Consider the following 18,831-nt stretch of genomic DNA (forward strand, 5'->3'; position numbering starts at 1 on the left):
GATGCTGTCACCAGGTGTTCCTGGTGGAAGAAAAGCTAGTTGAATAATGTGACGAAGATAAGGGGTTCCGGTTACAGCCTTGTAACACTAATTACCCCTGTGCTGCGAATGTTACAACGTGCGTAACTATGTGCTTCCCGAGGGGTCACTATGTGCTCCGGCGCCGTCACCCACGTGTCTGGTGGCTCAGCACGACGCAGGGCATTCACCGGGGCGGGCATGCCACCGTTGCCCGGTACCCCAGGTCGGACTCGAACCGACAACACACCGATTTTAAGTCGGTTGCCTCTGCCATTGGGCTACTGGGGCCTGCCCGCGGAACCCGGTGAAGAACACCGGACGCCCAGGGGCAAAGACAAGCCTACTTGAGCGGAAGGTACCCGGGGAAACGGCTTAACCGCCAACGGCGGCCGCCGGAGGAGTACCCCGTTGGCCGCCGTCGGATGGCAGGAACGCTGTGCGCTAAGGCTGCAGACTTTACTTGCTGGCAGGCTTCTTGGCAGGGGTGGCTGCCTCGACGAACGCCTTGCGCGGGTTCTTCAGGTGCAGCAGCTGGGTGAAGTCGCGGCCGAACCAGAAGTTCGCTGCCCAGCCGGAGACAACCCGGAACTTACGCTCGAACATCGGCATGGCCATGCCGTGGTAACCACGGTGGGCCAGCCAGGCCGGGAGGCCCTTCATGCCGAAGCCCATGATGTTGGCGACACCCTTGTACTGGCCCATGCCAGCGACCGCACCGAGGTTCTTGTGGCGGTATTCCTTCACAGCACCCTGGCCGAAGCGGGCTGCCAGCAGGTTCTTCGACAGGCGCTTGGCCTGGCGGACGGCGTGCTGGGCGTTCGGGACGCAGAATCCGCCCACACCGCCGCCGGTCAGGTCCGGAACAGCAGAGACGTCACCGGCTGCCCAAGCGCCTTCGAGGGGCCCGTCGTCGCCGGTGATCCGCAGTTCGGCGTTGGCGCGGACGCGGCCGCGGTCGTCGATCGGGAAATCGGTTGCGCGGACCATCGGGTTGGCCTGCACGCCGGCGGTCCAGATCAGGGTGTCGGCTTCGAATTCGCCGGCCGGGGACTTGTCCGCCATGTTGATCAGCTTCAGCAGGCCGCCTTCGGCGCTGGCCAGGGAAGTGTTCAGCAGCACCTCGATGCCGCGCTCACGCATGGACGAGACAACCCACTCTGCCTGGTCGGGCTTGACCTCGGGCATCACGCGGCCCATGGCTTCGATCAGCACAAAGCGGAGGTCTTCACGCTTGAGCCGGTTGTTTTCACGCACGGCGGCGCGTGCCATGTCTTCGATCTCGGTGATGGTTTCGATGCCGGCGAATCCGCCGCCCACGACGACGAACGTCAGGGCACGCGCGCGGGCAGCCTGATCGGTCATCAGGGATGCGGTCTCGATGCGCTCGAGCACCTTGTTACGCATCTCAACGGCTTCTTCGATGGTCTTCATACCGATGCCGGCTTCGGCAAGGCCCGGGATCGGGAAGGTACGCGTGACGGAACCGGCGGAGAGAACCACATCGCGGTAGCTGAGCTCGAACGGCTCGCTGCCGTCTGCCGGTTCCACGGTGGCGGTGTGCGCCGCGTGGTTGATGGCGGTTACCTTGCCGGCGATCAGCTCGGAGTCCTTCAGGTGCATCCGGTGCGATACGACGGCGTTACGGGCATCGATGGTGCCGGCTGCGACTTCCGGAAGGAAGGGCTGGTAGGTCATGTACGGCAGCGGATCCACTACCGTAACGATTCCACCATTGGCCTTGACCTTCTTCTGGAGGTTCTTGGCTACGTACAAACCGACGTAGCCACCGCCTACCACCAGGACGCGTGGACGATCAGAAAATTGTGTGTGCGTTGCCATGGCACATATCCTACCCGACTTGTGAAAGTCTTCACGAAGTCTCCCAAACTCTGTTTCAGCAGGGTCACGCGGGTCTGCTACACCAGCTCCGCAGGTGCTTTTTCCCGTTCCCCGCCTTCGGGAGGACCCTCGGTCCCAGGCTCAGGAACCGCACGCCCGGATCGCCGGACCCGCAGGACGGCGATGGTTCCTGCCGTTCCCACCAGGAGGATCAGACCGCCAAAGCCAAGCACCAGAGCCGCCGGGACGGGGTCCTCTTCCAGATAGGGCTCCGCGGCTACGGGCACCTGGGGTTCGGGAATGTCCGGCACGGCCGGACCGGCCGGAGGTTCGCTTTCCGGGGCAGCCGGGGCTTCACCGCGCCGGTGGATGCGGATCCATTCTTCGATGGTCCCCAGCGGATTTGCGGCAACGGCCGGAACATTGGCGTTGACCGCAGCATTGGCGTCAACGATTCCGTAGCCGTAAAGCGTGTCGCGTCCCGGTGCTCCACCGTCTTTGGCCGTGGTGATGATGCGGTTAATCACCTGCGCGGCGCTGAGCTCAGGGTGGGCGGAACGGATCAGGGCTGCCACACCGGAGACCAGCGGCGCGGCCGCTGATGTCCCGGACCATTCGGCATAGCGGGCGGGACCGTTGGGCAGACCGCCCACCAGGTTCTCCGCCGGAGCCGCAACGCCGATGCTGATCCCCTCGGAGGAGGAATCCCAGCTGGCCTTGCCCTGGCGGTCCAGACCGGCAACCGTCAGGACCCCGGGAATGGTGGCCGGGGCGCCGACCTGGATCATCCCCACTCCGCGGTTGCCTGCGGCAGCCACAATCACGACGTCGTTCTGCTCGGCGTAAAGGAACGCATCATCCCAGCTCTCGGGCCAGGCAGTGGAGGAGGAGCCCAGGGACATGTTGATGACTTTGGCACCGCTGTCCACTGCCCAGCGCACGGCGTTGGGCAGCTGGTCATCGATGGGCACTCCGCCGGGATTGGAACCGCCGATCCATGCAGAGACCGAGAGCAGCTCTGCCTTCGGAGCGACTCCGATGATGCCGTCCGGGCCGTTTCCGGGACCGTCGTACTTCTCTTTGTCCTTGTCGCCGCTGTCCTTCGCGTCGGCTGAGTCGCCGGAATCGGCTGAGTCCTCTGAGTCGCCGGATCCGCTGTCCGTGTGCCCGCGCCCTGCCAGCAGGGTGGCGACCAGCGTCCCGTGCTCGGGATTGACCCCCAGGCCCCGGGCGCCGCGCGGATCGCCGGCCCCGGAGACATCGGTTCCGCCGCTCACGGCGCCGGCGAGGTCAGGGTGGCTGGGGTCGATGCCGGTGTCGATCACCGCCACCTTCACACCCTCGCCCTGAGTCTTCTTCCAGGCTTCGGTGATGCCGTAGTCGGTCAGCCAGTATTCCTTGTCCCGCCACTCATCGGCGTGCGCAGGACTGGGTGCGGCAAGCTGGAACAGCAGCACGGCCGTCAGCGAGAGGGCACCTGCCGCCGTCGCACGCTTCACCGCGGCGCCCTTTCGGCGCCGGTCCGCGCGGACGTTCACCGGACCGCGCTCAGGGCGATGCCGTCGAGGATGTCGTGCTCCGAGGTGATGGCGGAGTCGATCCGGCCATCCGTCAGTTCTGCCATGCGGTCCACGATGGTCTGCCAGATCAGGGCACCGGCGCCAATGACGTCCACGCGTCCGGGATGCATGTACGGCAGGTCAGCGCGTTCGCTGCGGGTCATGCGGAGCAGGGATCGGGTGGCATCGTCAATCGCGGCGACGCTCAGCTCGGTGCCGTGGATGGCTTCCGGGGAGTATTCCCGCAGCTTCAGCGCGTGCGCGGTCACCGTGGTGATGGTCCCGGCAACGCCTACCAGGCGGTCCGCCGCAGCAAGCGGCACCGTTTCCAGGACCTGCGCGATCATGTCCAGGATGTCTCCGCGGGCTACTGCGGTTTCTGCCTCGGTGGGCGGATCCGTTTTCAGGTGCCGCTCGGTGAACCGCACACAGCCCATGTCGGTGCTCCGGGACGCCAGCACGCCCTCGGAGGTGCCGAGCACGAATTCCGTGGACCCGCCGCCGAGGTCGACGACGAGCGTGCGGGTGCCGTCGCTGCTGCCCAGCACGCTGGTGGCGCCCGCGAAGGAGAGCCCGGCTTCTTCGTCGCCGGAGATGATTTCGGGGAGAACGCCCAGCCGCTGCCGGATACCGGCCGTGAACTCTTCGCTGTTCTCCGCGTCCCGCGTGGCTGAGGTGGCAACGAACCGGACCTTCTCGGCTCCGTGTTCACGGATCAGCGCGGCGTATTCGTCCGCGGCGGCGAACGTCCGCTCCAGCGCGGCAGGTGACAGGCGCCCGGTGGCGTCAACGCCCTCCCCCAGCCGGACCACGCGCATCAGGCGCACGACGTCGGTCAGTTCGGTGACGCCGCCGCGCGTCCGGGCGTCCGCGATCAGGAGGCGGATGGAGTTGGTGCCGCAGTCAATGGCTGCCACGCGGGTCGGTGAATCTTCCATACCTGGTACCTGTCCCCCTTGTTCAGCCTCCAGCGCAGCCCGGCGGGCTGCCCGTTTCCGGTCCAGTTCCTGCGCCGACAGGCCCTGCGTCTTGGTGTGGCGGCTCAGATCCCGTGCCGGTGCCGGCCCGTCCGTCGACCATGCGCCCTCACAATAACAGCGCTCACGGGTCCACCATTCGGCGATTCCGTCGAGGGCTTCGTCCCCCAGCGGGTTCACGCCGGGACCGGCTGCCAGGGAATGCCCCACCAGAACGTGGAGGCATTTGACGCGGGTGGGCATACCGCCCGCGGAGACACCCGCGATTTCCGGAACCGGGCCGGTGCCGGTGCGTTCGCCGATTTCATCCCGCACCTGCAGGTATGCCTCATGTGCCTGCTGATAGCGGCGGGCAAGTTCCGGATCCTGTTCCAGCCGCGCCGTCATTTCGGCCATAACGCCGGCTGCTTCGAGGCGGGAGACGGCGGAGGTGATGACCGGATGGGTCAGGTAGTAGGTGGTGGGGAACGGGATTCCATTGCCCAGCCGGGGCGCGGTAGTGGCAACCAGGGGGTTGCCGCAGACGCAGCGGGCGCCGATTTCGACGACGTCGCGGACCGGCCGTCCGAGCTGCCGGCTCAGGGTCTCCAGGTCTTCCTGGGTCGGTGTGAGCTGATCCTGGATCATGCCGGAGGTCCTTCCTGGGGGTCCGCAGCGGACCCGAAGTGATGATGTTTCAATAGTCCAGCGTACTGTGCCGCCGGCAGCGCAGGCGCGCATTCCCGTTCAGACCGGACCGGCGGCAGGCTGCTCAGTGTCAGGGAGTGGTGTCAGGGAGCGGTGGCGGAACGGAGAACTGAATCCCAGAGGGCATCCACCCATTCCAGGTCCTGCGGAGCTTCGGCGGCTGCCTGCTCCTCAACCTCCTCGACCCCGTCTTCCCCCTTGACCAGGTACCGGGTTTCGCCGGGCATCACCAGGAAAATGCGTTCCCGGGCCTGCGCCTTGATGTACGCCGGGTCTTCCCAACGGTTGAGGGTTTCCTGCAGTTCCTCGCCGGCCTGTTCCGCGTGCACAATTTCCGCCTGCAGGGCCGCGATTTCGGACCGCTGCTGCAGGTAGGTCCGGACTGAGGGTGCCAGCAGGACGGTGATCACGAACATCACGATGCCGAGGGCAAGCAGTCTGCCGGAAAAGGACTTGGCCGGGACGGGTTTCAGCGCGGCTTCGGTTTTGCTCCCCGCGGCGGGACCGCCGGTACCGGGATCGGCGCTCACATCGCGGCGGATCTCCCCCGCCAGTTCCTGGCGGGCCGCAGCCCGGGCCGCGGATGCGTTCCCGGCTTTAGCCGGCTTTGACAGCTTAGGCTGCCGGGGCTTCGCGGAGCTGCCCTCCGCCGGAGCGGGCTCCCTGCTGTTCTCCACACCATGGGTCTTTGGCGCGGTGCGGCGCGGTGCTCCCGCAGGGAGTCCGTCCGCCGCCGGCTTCGGCACCTTGGGTCGTCGGGTGGACATGCTGCTCCTCGTCTGACTGACTCTCGGTTTCTTTCGACGGCGCCGATTCCCTGTGGAAATGCCGCCGGTGGGCACCCCCTATTCGAGGGTACCCACCGGAGGGTGCTGAACTACGCCGTGAAACGCGGGAAGGCGCTGCGGCCTGCGTAGCGTGCGGCGTCGTCGAGCTCTTCTTCGATGCGCAGCAGCTGGTTGTACTTGGCCACGCGCTCTGAGCGGGCCGGAGCACCGGTCTTGATCTGGCCTGCGTTGGTGGCAACGCAGATGTCAGCGATCGTGGTGTCCTCGGTTTCGCCGGAGCGGTGCGAGGTGATCGTGGTGAACCCGGCGCGCTGGGCCATCGTGATCGCGTCCAGGGTCTCCGAGAGGGTGCCGATCTGGTTCACCTTCACCAGCAGCGAGTTGGCGGCGTTTTCCTTGATGCCGGTCTCGAGGCGGGCCGGGTTGGTGACGAAGAGGTCGTCGCCCACCAGCTGCACCTTGTCGCCCAGGCTCGCGGTGAGGGCCTTCCAGCCTTCCCAGTCGTTCTCATCCAGCGGATCCTCAATGGAGACCAGCGGGTAGTCGCGGACCAGTTCCTCGTAGTACGCGGACATTTCCGCGGCCGTGCGGTTCTCGCCTTCGAAGACGTAGGCGCCGTCCTTGAAGAACTCGGAGGAAGCGACGTCGAGTGCCAGGGCAATGTCGGTGCCCGGGGTGTAGCCGGCGCGTGTGATGGCTTCCAGGATCAGGTCCAGGGCTGCACGGTTGGAGGGCAGGTTCGGGGCAAAGCCGCCTTCATCGCCCAGGCCGGTGGAGAGGCCCTTTTCCTTCAGCACGGACTTGAGGTTGTGGTAAACCTCCACGCCCCAGCGCAGGCCCTCCGAGTAGGTTTCGGCGCCCAGCGGAACGATCATGAATTCCTGGATGTCGACGTCGGAGTCGGCGTGGGAGCCGCCGTTGAGGATGTTCATCAGCGGCACAGGCAGGATGTGGGCGTTCGGGCCGCCCAGGTAGCGGTACAGCGGCAGCGCTGCGGACTCGGCGGCGGCACGGGCCACGGCCAGGGAAACACCCAGGATGGCGTTGGCGCCCAGGCCGGACTTGTTCTCGGTGCCGTCCAGGTCAATCATGGCCTGGTCGATGGCGCGCTGGTCAGCGGCGTCGAAGCCCAGCAGGGCGGGCTGGATCTGGTCGATGACGGCTTCAACGGCCTGGAGCACGCCCTTGCCCTGGTAGCGGTCCTTTTCGCCGTCGCGGCGTTCGTTCGCTTCGAAGGCACCGGTGGAGGCACCGGAGGGAACTGCGGCACGGCCGAAGGTGTCGTCGTCGAGCAGGACCTCAACCTCGACGGTCGGGTTGCCCCGCGAGTCAAGGATTTCACGGGCGTGGATGGCATCAATGATGGCCATGGGATTGCTCCTGTTCGTTGGAACTTGGGATGGAAAATGCAGCCAGGCCTGAATCGGAGCCACGCTGCCTGCTCCAAGCCTAGTGGAATCCTGTCCGGTAGTAAGGACCGGGTGCGTCAATCGGTCATGGGAGGCGAGCCGGCCGTAAATCGGCGGACGGCCGCCCGCAGGGCAGCTTCCGGATCGATCCCGCGTTCGGTGGCCTGCCTTACCGTCTCAAACAGCAGGTCTCCGAGTTCCTTCTCACCGTCCCAGACCGGCACGGCAGCGCTGGAGGAAGCCCCGGTTCCCGTCTGCGCGGCAGGGACCGCGACGCCGGCGCGCCGGGCCCGGTGCTGGGTTTTTGCCGCGAGCGCCAGGGCCGGCAGTGAGGCGGGAATGCCGTCGAAGGGACTGCCGCGGCGGGGTTTTTCGATTTTCTTGGCGGCGTCCCAGGCCCGCTCGATCTCGGCGGGATCCCCGGTGGTGGACTCCGCCAGCGTTCCGTCCGGATGGAAAACATGCGGATTCCGGCGGATCATTTTCCCGGTCAGCCCCTCCACCACGTCCAGGATGGAAAAGTTGCCTGCTTCCTCCTGCAGCCTGGCGTGCAGCAGGACCTGGAACAGCACGTCTCCCAGTTCCCCGCTGAGCTCAGCTGCATCTTCGGCACCGGTGTGCCCGGCTTCGACCGCCTCGATAACCTCGTAGGATTCCTCGAGCAGATACTCCAGCAGGGACTCATGGGTCAGCGCTGCTGTCCACGCGCAGCGCTCCCGCAGCAGCGCGATCACCTGGGCCAGGCGGGTAAAGGCCTGGCCCAGGTCACCGCTTCCCGGCTCCGGACTAGCCACGGACGCGGTTGAAGCCTTCGGTGATGTACTCGGCCAGGACTGCCCGCTCTTCGAGCGGAAGGAAGGCAGCGTTGGCCGCGTTCATGGTCAGCTCCAGGACGTCGTCCAGATCGTAGTCGAAGGTCTGCACCAGCAGCTCGAACTCGTCGGTGAGGCTGACGCCGCTCATCAGCCGGTTGTCAGTGTTCACGGTGACCAGGAAACCGGTCTGGTACAGCAGGTCGAACGGGTGGGATTCCAGGTCCGGTCCGAAGGACTCCACGGCTCCGGTCTGCAGGTTGGAGGAAGGGCACAGCTCCAGCGGAATGCCGCGGTCCCGTACCCACGCGGCGACTTCACCCAGGGTGACCATGCCGACGGCGGTGTCTTCCTCCGCGCCCGGGGCGTCCTCGTCCTCAAAATCCACTTCGATGTCCTCGGCGATGCGTACGCCATGGCCCAGGCGCAGGGCACGGCCGTGAACCAGTGCGTCCACAATGCTCTCGACCCCGGCGGCCTCGCCGGCGTGGACCGTGACCGGGAACATCTGCTCGGCTAGGTAGGTGAAGGCGTCCGTGAAACGTGAGGGTGGGAAGCCGTCTTCAGCGCCGGCAATGTCAAAGCCCACTGCTCCCCGGTCCCGGTGACGCACGGCCAGTTCAGCGATTTCCAGGCCGCGGTCGCCGTGGCGCATGGCGGTGATCAGCTGCCCGACCTGGATCAGCTGGCCGTTTTCGGCTGCGCCCGCAACGCCGGCTTCCAGCCCTGCCTGCACCGCTTCGACGGCTTCGTCCAGGCTCAGGCCGGCGCGCAGGTGCTGCTCCGGCGCCCAGCGGATCTCGGCATAGACCACGCCGTCTTCCACCAGGTCCTCGACGAATTCGCGGGCAACGCGGGTCAGTCCCTCGCTGGTCTGCATCACGGCGATGGTGTGGTCGAAGGTCTCCAGGTAACGGACCAGGGAACCGGAGTTTGCCGATTCGCGGAACCACTCCCCCAGCGCCACCGGATCCGTGGAGGGCAGGGTGTGCCCGGCGGCTGCGGCGAGTTCCACGATCGTGGCCGGGCGCAGCCCGCCGTCGAGGTGGTCGTGGAGGGAGACCTTGGGCAGGACGCGGATGTCGAAGCGGGAAAGGGCAGCGGGTTGCGTTATTGGCTCAGTCACACGCCAACTCTACGTGAGCCGCATTACGTATGCGGGAAGAGGGCTAAGCGTTGCGTTTGACTTCGTGCTCTGCCGGATCGGGGGTACGCATGGGAGTCGGCCCGCGCAGTTTGTTGATGATCCGGTCGATGATCAGGCCGAGCACCAGCGCCACCGCGACGGCGACGACGACGGCGAGCAGGTGGTGTTCCTGGAACCACGCCCCCGCAAGAGCTCCGATAGCCACCGAATAGAGTGCCCAGAGCACCGCGGAAAGGCCGGTGAGCGCAACGAACATCCGCCGTGGATACCGTGTCGCTCCGGCGGTCAGGTTCACAACAACCCGCCCAACCGGAATGAAACGGGCGATCAGGATCAGCGACACCGCCCGTTTGTCGAGTTCCTTGCGTGCCCAGACGAAGCCCCGCTGCATCCGGGGCCCGCGCATCCAGCCGAACCTGTCGGTCCGAAGCTTCCGCCCCAGCGCGTACGCAATGTTGTCACCGATAAACGCACCGGCAGCCGCGGCCAGGAGAATGAGCCAGGCGTTGGGGCCGGACGCCGTAAAGATGAGCGCCGCGAGGCCTACCACCAGTGATTCGCTGGGGATCGGCGGGAAGAACCCGTCCAGCAGGCAGCAGGCGAAGAGGACCAGGTACACCCATGGAGCCCCGGAATAGGTCAGGACGAAGCTGTTGATGTTGTCCATTACGGCGTTAAGAACGTCCAATGGGCGGCACTCCTCGGGTCGGTATCTGTAGCTACAACGATGCCACCTCTCAAAGAGTGCCCGGTATCGGGTATACCCCCGGAACCACCCTGAGTTTTTTAGACCCCGGCCCGGGTTTGCCCGCGGCGGAGCGGAAGCACTGACCTGGCATCTGTGCTTCCGCTCCTTCTCCGGGTGTCAGCTGATGCGGTCGATGATCAGCGGAGCGGCAGCGGCGGGCGCAGGCGATACCGTGACGGCCCCGGCCAGGGCCTCCCTGGCCCGCTCAAACTTCTCCGGGGTATCGGTCAGCAGTGTCATCAACGGTGTGCCGGCCTTGACGGTGTCCCCGGGTTTGGCGTGAAGCCGGACTCCGGCTCCGGCCTGCACGGCGTCTTCCTTCCGGGCCCGTCCGGCGCCCAGACGCCAGGCGGCAACACCCACGGCGAGGGCGTCGAGTCCGGCAAGCACGCCGTCTGCCGGCGCCAGGATGGTTTCCGATTCCCTGGCTGCGGGCAGCTGCGCGTCAGGGTCCCCGCCCTGAGCGAGAATCATCCGGCGCCAGACGTCCATGGCCCGGCCGTCTTTCAGAGCGGCCTCCGGATCTGCATCCGGGCGGCCGGCGGCGGTGAGCATTTCCCGGGCCAGGGCCACCGTCAGCTCGACGACGTCCGCCGGTCCGCCGCCGGCCAGGACCTCCACGGATTCCTCGACCTCGATGGCATTGCCGGCCGTCAGGCCCAGCGGGGTGGCCATATTGGTGAGCAAGGCCACAGTGTTCACGCCGGCATCTTTACCGAGTGTGACCATCGTGCGGGCCAGTTCCCGGGCGTCGTCCTCGTTCTTCATAAACGCACCGGATCCCACCTTCACGTCCAGGACCAGCGAACCGGTCCCTTCCGCGATCTTCTTGCTCATGATGGAGGAGGCAATGAGCGGAATCGCCTCGACCGTTCCCGTGACGTCACGAAGGGCGTAGAGCTTCTTATCAGCGGGCGCCAGGCCCGCGCCGGCCGCACAGATGACCGCTCCGACGTCGGCCAGCTGGGCCATCATTTCGGCGTTACTCAGGTCCGCCCGCCAGCCGGGAATGGCTTCGAGCTTGTCCAGGGTGCCGCCGGTGTGGCCAAGTCCGCGGCCGGAGAGCTGTGGAACGGCGACCCCGAAAACGGCAACCAGCGGTGCCAGCGGGAGCGTGATCTTATCCCCCACCCCGCCGGTGGAGTGCTTGTCCGCTGTCGGTTTGCCCAGGGCGGAGAAGTCCATCCGTTCCCCGGAGGCGATCATGGCGGCTGTCCACCGGGAGATCTCCTCCCGGTCCATGCCGTTGAGCAGGATCGCCATGTTCAGCGCCGCCATCTGCTCGTCGGCGATGGCACCGCGGGTGTACGCGTCGATGGTCCAGTCGATCTGCTCAGGTGTGAGCGTGCCGCGGTCCCGCTTGGTGCGGATGATGTCAACGGTGTCGAACTTTTCGGAGCTCATGGGTTTCGCTGCCCTTCCAGGTGCTGGGGGCCAAAGGCGTCCGGCAGCACTTCGTCCATGGTTTTGATTCCGCTGACAGTCAGCAGCCGCATCCCCGGTGCCCGGAATTCATAGAGCAGCTGGCGGCAGCGTCCGCACGGCATCAGGATCCGGCCTTCGCCGTCGACGCAGGTGAAGGCCACCAGCCGCCCGCCGCCGGTCATCCGCAGCTGGCTGATCATGGAGCACTCAGCGCACAGGGTCAGGCCGTAGGAGGCGTTTTCGATGTTGCAGCCGGAGACGATCCGACCGTCATCGGTCAGCGCCGCGGCGCCCACCGGATACCGCGAGTACGGTACGTACGCGAGGGCCATGGCGGCCCGGGCGGCGTCCTGCAGGGCGTCCCAGTCGATCTCCGGAGGCGCACTGCCGGTGGTGTCTGCTGCTGTGTTTGGGGTGTTCTCTTGCATCGGTTCTGCACCTAACCCTTGATATATGGGATGCCGCTGGCTGCCGGGGCCCGGGATTTACCAACCACGCCGGCGACGGCGAAGATGGTCACCACATAGGGCAGCATGGCCAGGAACTGGTTGGGGACGGGAGTGCCGAGCAGGCTCAGCACCGACTGCAGATTCGACGCGAAGCCGAAGAGCAGGGCGGCGAAGAGCGCGCCGATCGGGTTCCAGCGGCCCAGGATAAGGGCTGCGAGGGCAATGTACCCCTGCCCGGAGGTCATGTCCCGGTTGAAGGAGGACACCGAGACCAGGGTAAAGAACGCTCCGCCTACGCCGGCCACGGCGCCGGCCAGCAGCACGTTGTAGAACCGGGTGCGGTTGACGTTCACGCCCAGGGTGTCCGCGGCTTTCGGATGCTCGCCGACGGCCCGGGTGCGCAGGCCCCACTTGGTGTGGAAGAGCCCGAAGTAGATGGCCGCAACGGCCACGTACATCAGGTACCCAATGATGGACTGATCGAAGAGGATCGGACCGATGATCGGGATGTCTTCCAGCAACGGGATCGGGATCTTGTCCAGCCGCGGCGGAGAGTTCCACGTCTCCGGATCTGCGCTGAGCACGGTGGAGAAGAGGAACCCCGTCAGCCCGGAGACCAGCACGTTCAGGACCACGCCGACGATCACCTGGTTCACGATGTACTTGATGCTGAACACCGCCAGGACCAGGGAGACCAGCACGCCGGCTACAGCCGCGGCGAAAAGGCCCACGAAGGCATTGCCGGACAGCGAGCCCGCAACGGCGGCTGCGAAGGCCCCGAAGAGCAGCTGGCCCTCGATGGCGATGTTCACAACACCGGAGCGCTCACAGAGCACGCCGGAGAGGGAGCCGAAAATCAGCGGGAAGGCCAGGGTGAAGGATCCTGCGAGCAGGCCGTAAAGGGCCACGCTGGGGCTGCGGGCGCTGCCCACTGACCAGGTGAGGAACGCGGCAATGAAAAACACGGCGAACACGGCGATCAGCCAGCCCGGCACGTGCTGGTACCGGCTGACCAGGACGGCGGCGTAGGCGGCCGAGGCGAGCAGGACCACTGCGGACACCCAGCCGACCACAGCTGCGGAGACAACGATGTTCGGCAACTGGATAACGGCGTCGTCCTCGGTGAGCCGGAACGTCACCTCACTGTCGGGAGCACCGAGCCCGAAGATGAAGAAGGCCAGAATGGCCAGGCACCCCAGAAGGATGGGAGTCTTCCAGCTGCGGATGGCCTGGACGGCAGCGGGCCCGGAGGAGGCGAGGGTGGTTGCGGTGCTCATGCTGCTCCTCCGGCTGAGGCGTTTGTGGTGGTGCGCTGACCCGAGGTCTTGAAGGCACCCGGCGGTGGAATCCGAAAGATGGACCGGACCAGCGGAGGCGCGGCGATGAACAGCACAATCAGCGACTGCACCACCAGGACAATATCGATGCTGGTTCCGGTGCTGGTCTGCATGGTGACTCCTCCGGCGCGGAAAGCTCCGAAAAGCAGGCCGGCGGCAAAGGTCCCCCACGGTGAGGAGCGCCCGAGCAGGGCCACGGTAATGGCATCGAAGCCGAAGCTGGCCGCCACCCCGGACGTGAGTACCTTCTCCGTGCCGGAGACCTGCGCGACGCCGGCCAGGCCGGCAAGGGCTCCGGCGATCAGCATCACGATGACATAGCCCTTGGTGGTGCTGATTCCCGCGTTCCGGGCGGCAGCCGGGTTGGCGCCCACTGCGCGCAGTTCGAAGCCGACGGTGGACCGGTTAAGCAGCCACCAGATGAACACCGTCGCGGCGATTGCCATGATGAATCCCCAGTGCAGGCGGAAGCCGTCACCGAGCAGCGGCGGGAACATCGCAGTGCTGTCGAGCTGGGGGCTGATGGGGTTGGTGGAGCCGGGCCGCTGGAATCCCGGAGTGGTGAGCAGGAAGAGCACCAGCTGGATAGCAATGTAGTTCAGCATGATGGTCACAATGACCTCGTGTGCCCCGGTCCGGGCCTTCAGGACGCCGGCGATTCCGCCCCAGAGGGCGCCGCCGACGGCTCCGGCGATCACCACAACCAGCAGGTGCAGCCCAACCGGCAGGTGCCAGCTGAACCCGACCCAGGCGGCCAGGGTGGCTCCGATGATGATCTGGCCCTGGGCACCGATGTTGAACATCCCGGCCCGGAAGGCCAGTGCGACGCCCAGCCCGGCACAGATCAGCGGGGTCGCGACTGTCAGGGTCTGGGTCAGCGGGTAGATCATCCGGGAAAAGGTGTCGGCTTCGAAGTTGAAGACCGCCCCCTGGAACAGGGCCACATAGGCTCCCGAAGCTGCTGACCAGGCGGCTCCCAGCAGGTCCGCCGGGCGGGCGAAGAAGTAGCCCGCGGCGTTGGCGACAGCTTCGTCGGTGACGGCAATGAGCAGGCCGCCGAGAACCAGCGCCATCAGGACTGCCAGCACGGAGACCAGGGCGTTGCCGGTAACGATCCGGTGCAGGAGCGATCCGCCGCCGTCCTCCGGGCGGAGCTCGGAGCCGGAGACCGGCACGGCGGGCGGCGGAAGGGCCCCGCCTGCGGTTTCGGCAGCGGTCAGCAGCCGGGTGTCTTCAGCGGCTGCCGTCTGCTTATTTTGGATGTCGCCGCTCCGGACATCCTCGCTCCGGGCGTCTTCGTTCCGGGCATTGTCCGGATTCGGGCCTTTTTCCTCCGGGCTCACTGGGCCCCTCCCTCGGTATCACGCTCGTGCGAAAGTGCTTCATCGGCGCTCATCCCGGCCATCATCAGGCCAAGGACGTCGCGCGGGGTGTTGCCGGGGACAATGCCCATGAGCCGGCCGCTGTACAGGACGGCGATCCGGTCAGCCAGCTCCAGGACCTCGTCCAGTTCGGTGGAGACGATCATGACCGGCGTGCCGCCGTCGCGCTCCGCAACAATCCGCTTGTGCAGGAACTCAATGGAGCCGACGTCGACGCCGCGGGTGGGCTGGGATGCGATGAACAGCGACAGTGGCCGCGAAAGTTCGCGTGCCATCACGACTTTCTGCTGGTTGCCGCCCGAGAGTGTTCCCGCAGCCGACTCCGCCGACTGCGTGCGGATGTCGAACTCCTCGATTTTCTCGGCGGCATTGGCGGCAACTACCGCGGGGCGCATGGACAGCCCGCGTGCGAACGGTGCCTTCTTATAGCGGTTCAGGATAAGGTTTTCCGCCACCGAGAAGGGCCCAACCAATCCGTCGACGCTGCGGTCTTCGGGCACGAAGCCAACACCGGCGTCGATAATCTGGTCCGCGCGGCGTCCCACAAGTTCCTTGCCGTCGAGCTGGATGGAGCCGGTGACGTGGTCCTGCAGGCCCATCACGGCTTCGGTGAGTTCGGTCTGCCCGTTGCCCTGGACACCGGCGACGGCGAGGATCTCCCCCTTGGCGATCTCGAAGCTCACCCGGTCCACCACCGCCTGTCCGGAGTCGTTGAGCACCACGAGGTCGCGGACAGCGAAGGTGGCTGCGCCCGGTTGGGCCGGCGCCTTCTCCAGGGTCAGGCTGACGGACCGGCCCACCATCATGGCGGCCAGCTCGGAGGTGCTGGCGCTGGGGGGCGCGTCGCCGACGACCTTGCCGCGGCGGATCACAGTGATCACGTCCGAGACGGCCTTCACTTCGCGCAGCTTGTGGGAAATGAAGACCACGGACTTACCGTCCCCGGTCAGCTGCCGCATGATGGCCAGCAGTTCATCCGTTTCCCGGGGGGTGAGGACGGCGGTGGGCTCATCCAGGATCAGGACCTCGGCGTCCCGGATCAGGGCCTTGATGATTTCCACCCGCTGCTGGACGCCCACCGGCAGCTCTTCCACGACTGCGTCGGGGTCGACGTCGAACCCGTACTGGTCGGAGATCTGCCGGATCCGGGCCTTAGTGGTGTCCAGGTTCAGGGTGCCGCCAAATTTGGTGGTCTCGTGGCCCAGGGCCACATTCTCGGCAACGGTGAACACCGGTACCAGCATGAAGTGCTGGTGGACCATGCCGATTCCCGCGGCCATGGCGTCACCTGGACCGGAGAAGACCACCGGCTTGTCATTGACCAGGATTTCGCCCTCGGTGGGTTCATAGAGGCCGTACAGCACGTTCATCAGCGTCGACTTGCCCGCGCCGTTTTCCCCGAGCAGGCTGTGCACCTGCCCCGGTTCGATCACCAGGTCAATGTGGTCGTTGGCCACCAGTGTGCCGAAGCGCTTGGTGATGCCCTTGAGTTCGAGTTTCACAACCCCAGCCAATCTGTTTGAGTCTGAGCATTTGGGTCTCCTGGGAGGAACACTACCGGGACCGGAAAAACCGCCGCCCGCCCCCGCTGCGGTGCAGCCGGGGCGGACGGCGGTTCAGTTCAGCGTGTGCCCGGATTATTTCGGGCTGGCGGCGGATTCCACGGTGATTTCACCGGAGATGATCTTGGCCTTGATTTCGTCCACTGCGGTCTTCACATCCGCCGGGACAGCGCTTTCCTGGTCGTGGAACGGAGCCAGTGCGACACCGCCGTTCTCCAGGGTTCCGATGTACGGGGTGGCGTCAAAGTTGCCATCAACGTCGGAGGAGATGACGGTTTCCACGGCGTCGCCCATGAGCTTCATGACGGAGGTCAGGATGAACTCCTTGCCCGTGGTGGTGGTTTCGAAGCCGTCGGAGTCGACCCAGACCACCTTGTTGCTGCCGCCGTTCGCGTTGGCTTCCACCACGGCGTCCAGGGTTCCGGTTCCCACCGGTCCGGCCACGGGCATGATGATGTCCGCACCCTCATTGAGGAAGTTCTGCGTGGTGGTCTTGCCGGCACCGGTGTCGGTGAAGTTGCCGATGAAGGAGCCGGTCTGGTCTGCCTTGTTCCAGCCGAGAAGCTCAACGTTGGCGTTGTTCTGCTCGTTGTAGTACTCGACGCCGTCCGCGAAGCCGTCCATAAAGATGGTGACGGTCGGGAGGTTGATACCGCCGTAGGTGGCTACCTTGCCGGTTTCGGATGTTCCTGCGGCGACGTAGCCGGCCAGGAACGCTGCCTGCGCGGTGTCGTAGATGATCGGTTTGACGTTATCGAGTTCAATGGCGTTGTCATCGACGATCGCGAAGTTGCTCTCCGGGTTGGCGGCAGCCACTTCGGCCGTGGCGTCCGAGAGGAGGAAGCCAACCGTGACGGTGATGTCACAGCCGTTCTGGACGACCATGGAGTCCAGGTTCGGAAGGAAGTCGGTCTCCGACTGGGACTCGGCGGTCTTGATCTCAATGCCAAGGTCCTTCTCCGCGGCCTGCAGGCCTTCGAAGCTCGACTGGTTGAATGAACGGTCATCGAATCCGCCGGAGTCCGAGACCATGCAGGCGAGGAAGTCGCTGCTGGCGCTGCTGCCACTGCTGCTGGCGTTGTCCGAAGATGCGGCGTCTTCCTCGGGAGCGGCGCCACAGCCGGCCAGCAGAAGCGCCGAAGCACCCAGCATGGCGGCGGACATACCGGCATTGCGCTTGATGCTGCGCTGGAAATTCTTCAATGTTCCTCCAGAAAAGAAATGGGGTCCACCCGTGGAGTCTGCAGCGAAGCCGTTCGGTGGAAAGGCCCCTCGCGCAGGCGCGTGGCGCGCGCTCCTTACCTCAGCGGAGCGCAGCAGACCTAACCATAGTGCTACGTGGGATAAATCACCTATCATTCGGACGCGCTGGAGAACATCGTTCGAATGTTGTTATCAAGCCGGGTTCCCCGGCCGACTGGACGGCTAGTGGCGCAGACCCCGCGCCGCCCGGACCGCAGCCGCGGCCATCACCGAAACACCGCAGCTGATGGCCAGTTCATCGGGGTTGTAGTCCCCCCGGTGCAGGTCATAGGTTTCGCCGCCGGGCGTGCGGGTGCCAAGCCGCATCATGGCGCCGGGAACGGCCTGGGTCATCCAGGCGAAGTCCTCCCCGCCCATGGACTGCGGAGTGAGGACAACGGAGTCTTCACCAAGTTCCGCCCGCGCCGAAGCCTCGATCAGCCCGGTCTCGGTCTCGGAGTTGATCACCGGCGGAACCCCGCGGGTGTGCTCGAGCGTAACCTCCACGCCGTAAGGGGCTGCGACCTCCCGGACGACTTCGTCGAGGAGCTTCCCGGCCGCGTACCAGGCTTCGGCGTCGAGACAGCGCATGGTGCCGGCCATAAAGCCGTGCCCCGGGATGGCGTTGGGCGCGGATCCGGCGTGGATCTGTCCCCAGACCACGGAAACGCCGCTGCGCACGTCGATGCGCCGGGAGAGCACCGCGGGAACGCTGACGGCGATCTGCCCGAGGGCGAAGACCAGGTCCTCGGTGAGGTGCGGGCGGGACGTGTGGCCACCCCGGCCGGAGAGTTCGATCCGGATCGTGTCCGACGCCGAGGTGATGGCGCCGATGCGGGTGCCCACCTGTCCGACGTCGACACGCGGGTCGCAGTGCAGTGCCAGGATCCGGGGCACACCTTCGAGGATGCCCTGTTCAATGACGGAGAGCGCGCCCCCGGGCATCACTTCTTCGGCTGGCTGGAAGATGACGCGGATCCGGCCGCCAAGACTGCCCTCGGCCTCCAGCCGCGCAAGCACCTTCGCCGCACCCAGCATCACTGTGGTGTGGATGTCGTGCCCGCAGGCGTGGGTGATGCCGGTGTTGACGGACGCGTACGGCAGTCCGGTCTCCTCGAGCACGGGGAGGGCATCAATGTCCGCCCGCAGGCCGAGCTGGATCGGACCGTCGCCGATGTCGACGTAGGCGCCGGTTCCGGAAAGCCGCTTCGGCTGCAGCCCTGCGGCTTCCAGGGCTTCGATAATCCGGTCGGTGGTGCGGAACTCCTTGTGCGAGAGTTCCGGATGGGAGTGGAGGTCCCTCCGGAAATCAATCAATTCACCCAGAAGCGGAGCAACACTGCCCCTGATTGACGGTACGGGCGAATTGCTCAGCGAGGTTGTCTGCACATGTTCAAGGTTAGCCAACCTCCGCTGGCTTGCGGGAACCGGAGGGCTTTAAGACTTC

At 65.9% G+C, this 18,831-nt stretch carries 15 protein-coding genes and 1 tRNA gene; all 16 read right to left on the reverse strand.

Annotated elements, in window-relative coordinates; all coding sequences use genetic code 11:
• Positions 1-236 precede the first annotated feature (236 nt).
• Positions 237-309: transfer RNA gene (locus tag H9639_RS15435), tRNA-Leu, on the reverse strand.
• A 168-nt stretch (positions 310-477) separates the two neighbouring features.
• Positions 478-1,860: an NAD(P)/FAD-dependent oxidoreductase gene (locus H9639_RS15440; RefSeq protein WP_191808973.1), complete on the reverse strand. Its 1,383-nt coding sequence runs from the start codon at positions 1,858-1,860 to the stop codon at positions 478-480.
• A 77-nt stretch (positions 1,861-1,937) separates the two neighbouring features.
• A complete protein-coding gene (locus H9639_RS15445; RefSeq protein ID WP_191808974.1) occupies positions 1,938-3,359 on the reverse strand; it encodes a S8 family serine peptidase in 1,422 nt (473 codons plus the stop codon).
• A gap of 35 nt (positions 3,360-3,394) precedes the next feature.
• On the reverse strand, positions 3,395-5,023 hold the full coding sequence (locus H9639_RS17230) for a DUF501 domain-containing protein (RefSeq protein ID WP_191808975.1): 1,629 nt from the start codon (positions 5,021-5,023) through the stop codon (positions 3,395-3,397).
• Positions 5,024-5,166: 143 nt separating this feature from the next.
• The gene (locus H9639_RS16965) at positions 5,167-5,850 is read right to left on the reverse strand and encodes an FtsB family cell division protein (protein ID WP_225219688.1); all 684 of its coding nucleotides are present in this window, start codon (positions 5,848-5,850) and stop codon (positions 5,167-5,169) included.
• Between the two features lie 110 nt (positions 5,851-5,960).
• Entirely contained in the window at positions 5,961-7,241 is a 1,281-nt protein-coding gene (eno, locus tag H9639_RS15460; RefSeq protein ID WP_191808976.1) for a phosphopyruvate hydratase, read from the reverse strand.
• 116 nt (positions 7,242-7,357) lie between these two features.
• Positions 7,358-8,074, reverse strand: a complete 717-nt coding sequence (locus H9639_RS15465; protein ID WP_318242124.1) for a MazG nucleotide pyrophosphohydrolase domain-containing protein — start codon at positions 8,072-8,074, stop codon at positions 7,358-7,360.
• Positions 8,067-9,218: an adenosine deaminase gene (locus H9639_RS15470; RefSeq protein WP_191808977.1), complete on the reverse strand. Its 1,152-nt coding sequence runs from the start codon at positions 9,216-9,218 to the stop codon at positions 8,067-8,069. Before H9639_RS15470 ends, H9639_RS15465 begins: the two co-directional genes overlap by 8 nt.
• 43 nt (positions 9,219-9,261) lie before the next feature.
• A complete protein-coding gene (locus H9639_RS15475; protein WP_191809124.1) occupies positions 9,262-9,906 on the reverse strand; it encodes a DedA family protein in 645 nt (214 codons plus the stop codon).
• Positions 9,907-10,104: 198 nt separating this feature from the next.
• Positions 10,105-11,391 carry a thymidine phosphorylase gene (locus H9639_RS15480; protein WP_191808978.1) on the reverse strand — a complete coding sequence of 429 codons (1,287 nt, stop codon included), beginning with the start codon at positions 11,389-11,391 and terminating at the stop codon, positions 10,105-10,107.
• Positions 11,388-11,840 (reverse strand): cytidine deaminase, encoded by a 453-nt coding sequence (locus tag H9639_RS15485; protein WP_191808979.1) that lies wholly within the window; start codon positions 11,838-11,840, stop codon positions 11,388-11,390. The genes H9639_RS15480 and H9639_RS15485 overlap by 4 nt, the downstream gene beginning before the upstream one ends.
• Before the next feature lie 11 nt (positions 11,841-11,851).
• Positions 11,852-13,138 (reverse strand): ABC transporter permease, encoded by a 1,287-nt coding sequence (locus tag H9639_RS15490; protein WP_191808980.1) that lies wholly within the window; start codon positions 13,136-13,138, stop codon positions 11,852-11,854.
• Positions 13,135-14,421 carry an ABC transporter permease gene (locus tag H9639_RS15495; protein WP_404799771.1) on the reverse strand — a complete coding sequence of 429 codons (1,287 nt, stop codon included), beginning with the start codon at positions 14,419-14,421 and terminating at the stop codon, positions 13,135-13,137. The genes H9639_RS15490 and H9639_RS15495 overlap by 4 nt, the downstream gene beginning before the upstream one ends.
• A gap of 116 nt (positions 14,422-14,537) precedes the next feature.
• On the reverse strand, positions 14,538-16,082 hold the full coding sequence (locus tag H9639_RS15500; RefSeq protein ID WP_191808981.1) for an ABC transporter ATP-binding protein: 1,545 nt from the start codon (positions 16,080-16,082) through the stop codon (positions 14,538-14,540).
• 135 nt (positions 16,083-16,217) lie between these two features.
• On the reverse strand, positions 16,218-17,345 hold the full coding sequence (locus H9639_RS15505; RefSeq protein WP_404799768.1) for a BMP family lipoprotein: 1,128 nt from the start codon (positions 17,343-17,345) through the stop codon (positions 16,218-16,220).
• Between the two features lie 222 nt (positions 17,346-17,567).
• Positions 17,568-18,773, reverse strand: a complete 1,206-nt coding sequence (locus tag H9639_RS15510) for an amidohydrolase (protein WP_191808982.1) — start codon at positions 18,771-18,773, stop codon at positions 17,568-17,570.
• Between the last annotated feature and the right edge of the window lie 58 nt (positions 18,774-18,831).

Source organism: Arthrobacter gallicola (genome assembly GCF_014836775.1).
Lineage (GTDB): Bacteria > Actinomycetota > Actinomycetes > Actinomycetales > Micrococcaceae > Arthrobacter_B > Arthrobacter_B gallicola.

What these genes read in the sequence shown, in the direction of transcription:
- H9639_RS15480 (WP_191808978.1), bottom strand. Translation starts at nt 11,391, where the DNA reads ATGAGCTCCGAAAAGTTCGACACCGTTGACATCATCCGCACCAAGCGG.
- H9639_RS15475 (WP_191809124.1), bottom strand. Translation starts at nt 9,906, where the DNA reads ATGGACAACATCAACAGCTTCGTCCTGACCTATTCCGGGGCTCCATGG.
- H9639_RS15490 (WP_191808980.1), bottom strand. Translation starts at nt 13,138, where the DNA reads ATGAGCACCGCAACCACCCTCGCCTCCTCCGGGCCCGCTGCCGTCCAG.
- eno (WP_191808976.1), bottom strand. Translation starts at nt 7,241, where the DNA reads ATGGCCATCATTGATGCCATCCACGCCCGTGAAATCCTTGACTCGCGG.
- H9639_RS17230 (WP_191808975.1), bottom strand. Translation starts at nt 5,023, where the DNA reads ATGATCCAGGATCAGCTCACACCGACCCAGGAAGACCTGGAGACCCTG.
- H9639_RS15440 (WP_191808973.1), bottom strand. Translation starts at nt 1,860, where the DNA reads ATGGCAACGCACACACAATTTTCTGATCGTCCACGCGTCCTGGTGGTA.
- H9639_RS16965 (WP_225219688.1), bottom strand. Translation starts at nt 5,850, where the DNA reads ATGTCCACCCGACGACCCAAGGTGCCGAAGCCGGCGGCGGACGGACTC.
- H9639_RS15485 (WP_191808979.1), bottom strand. Translation starts at nt 11,840, where the DNA reads ATGCAAGAGAACACCCCAAACACAGCAGCAGACACCACCGGCAGTGCG.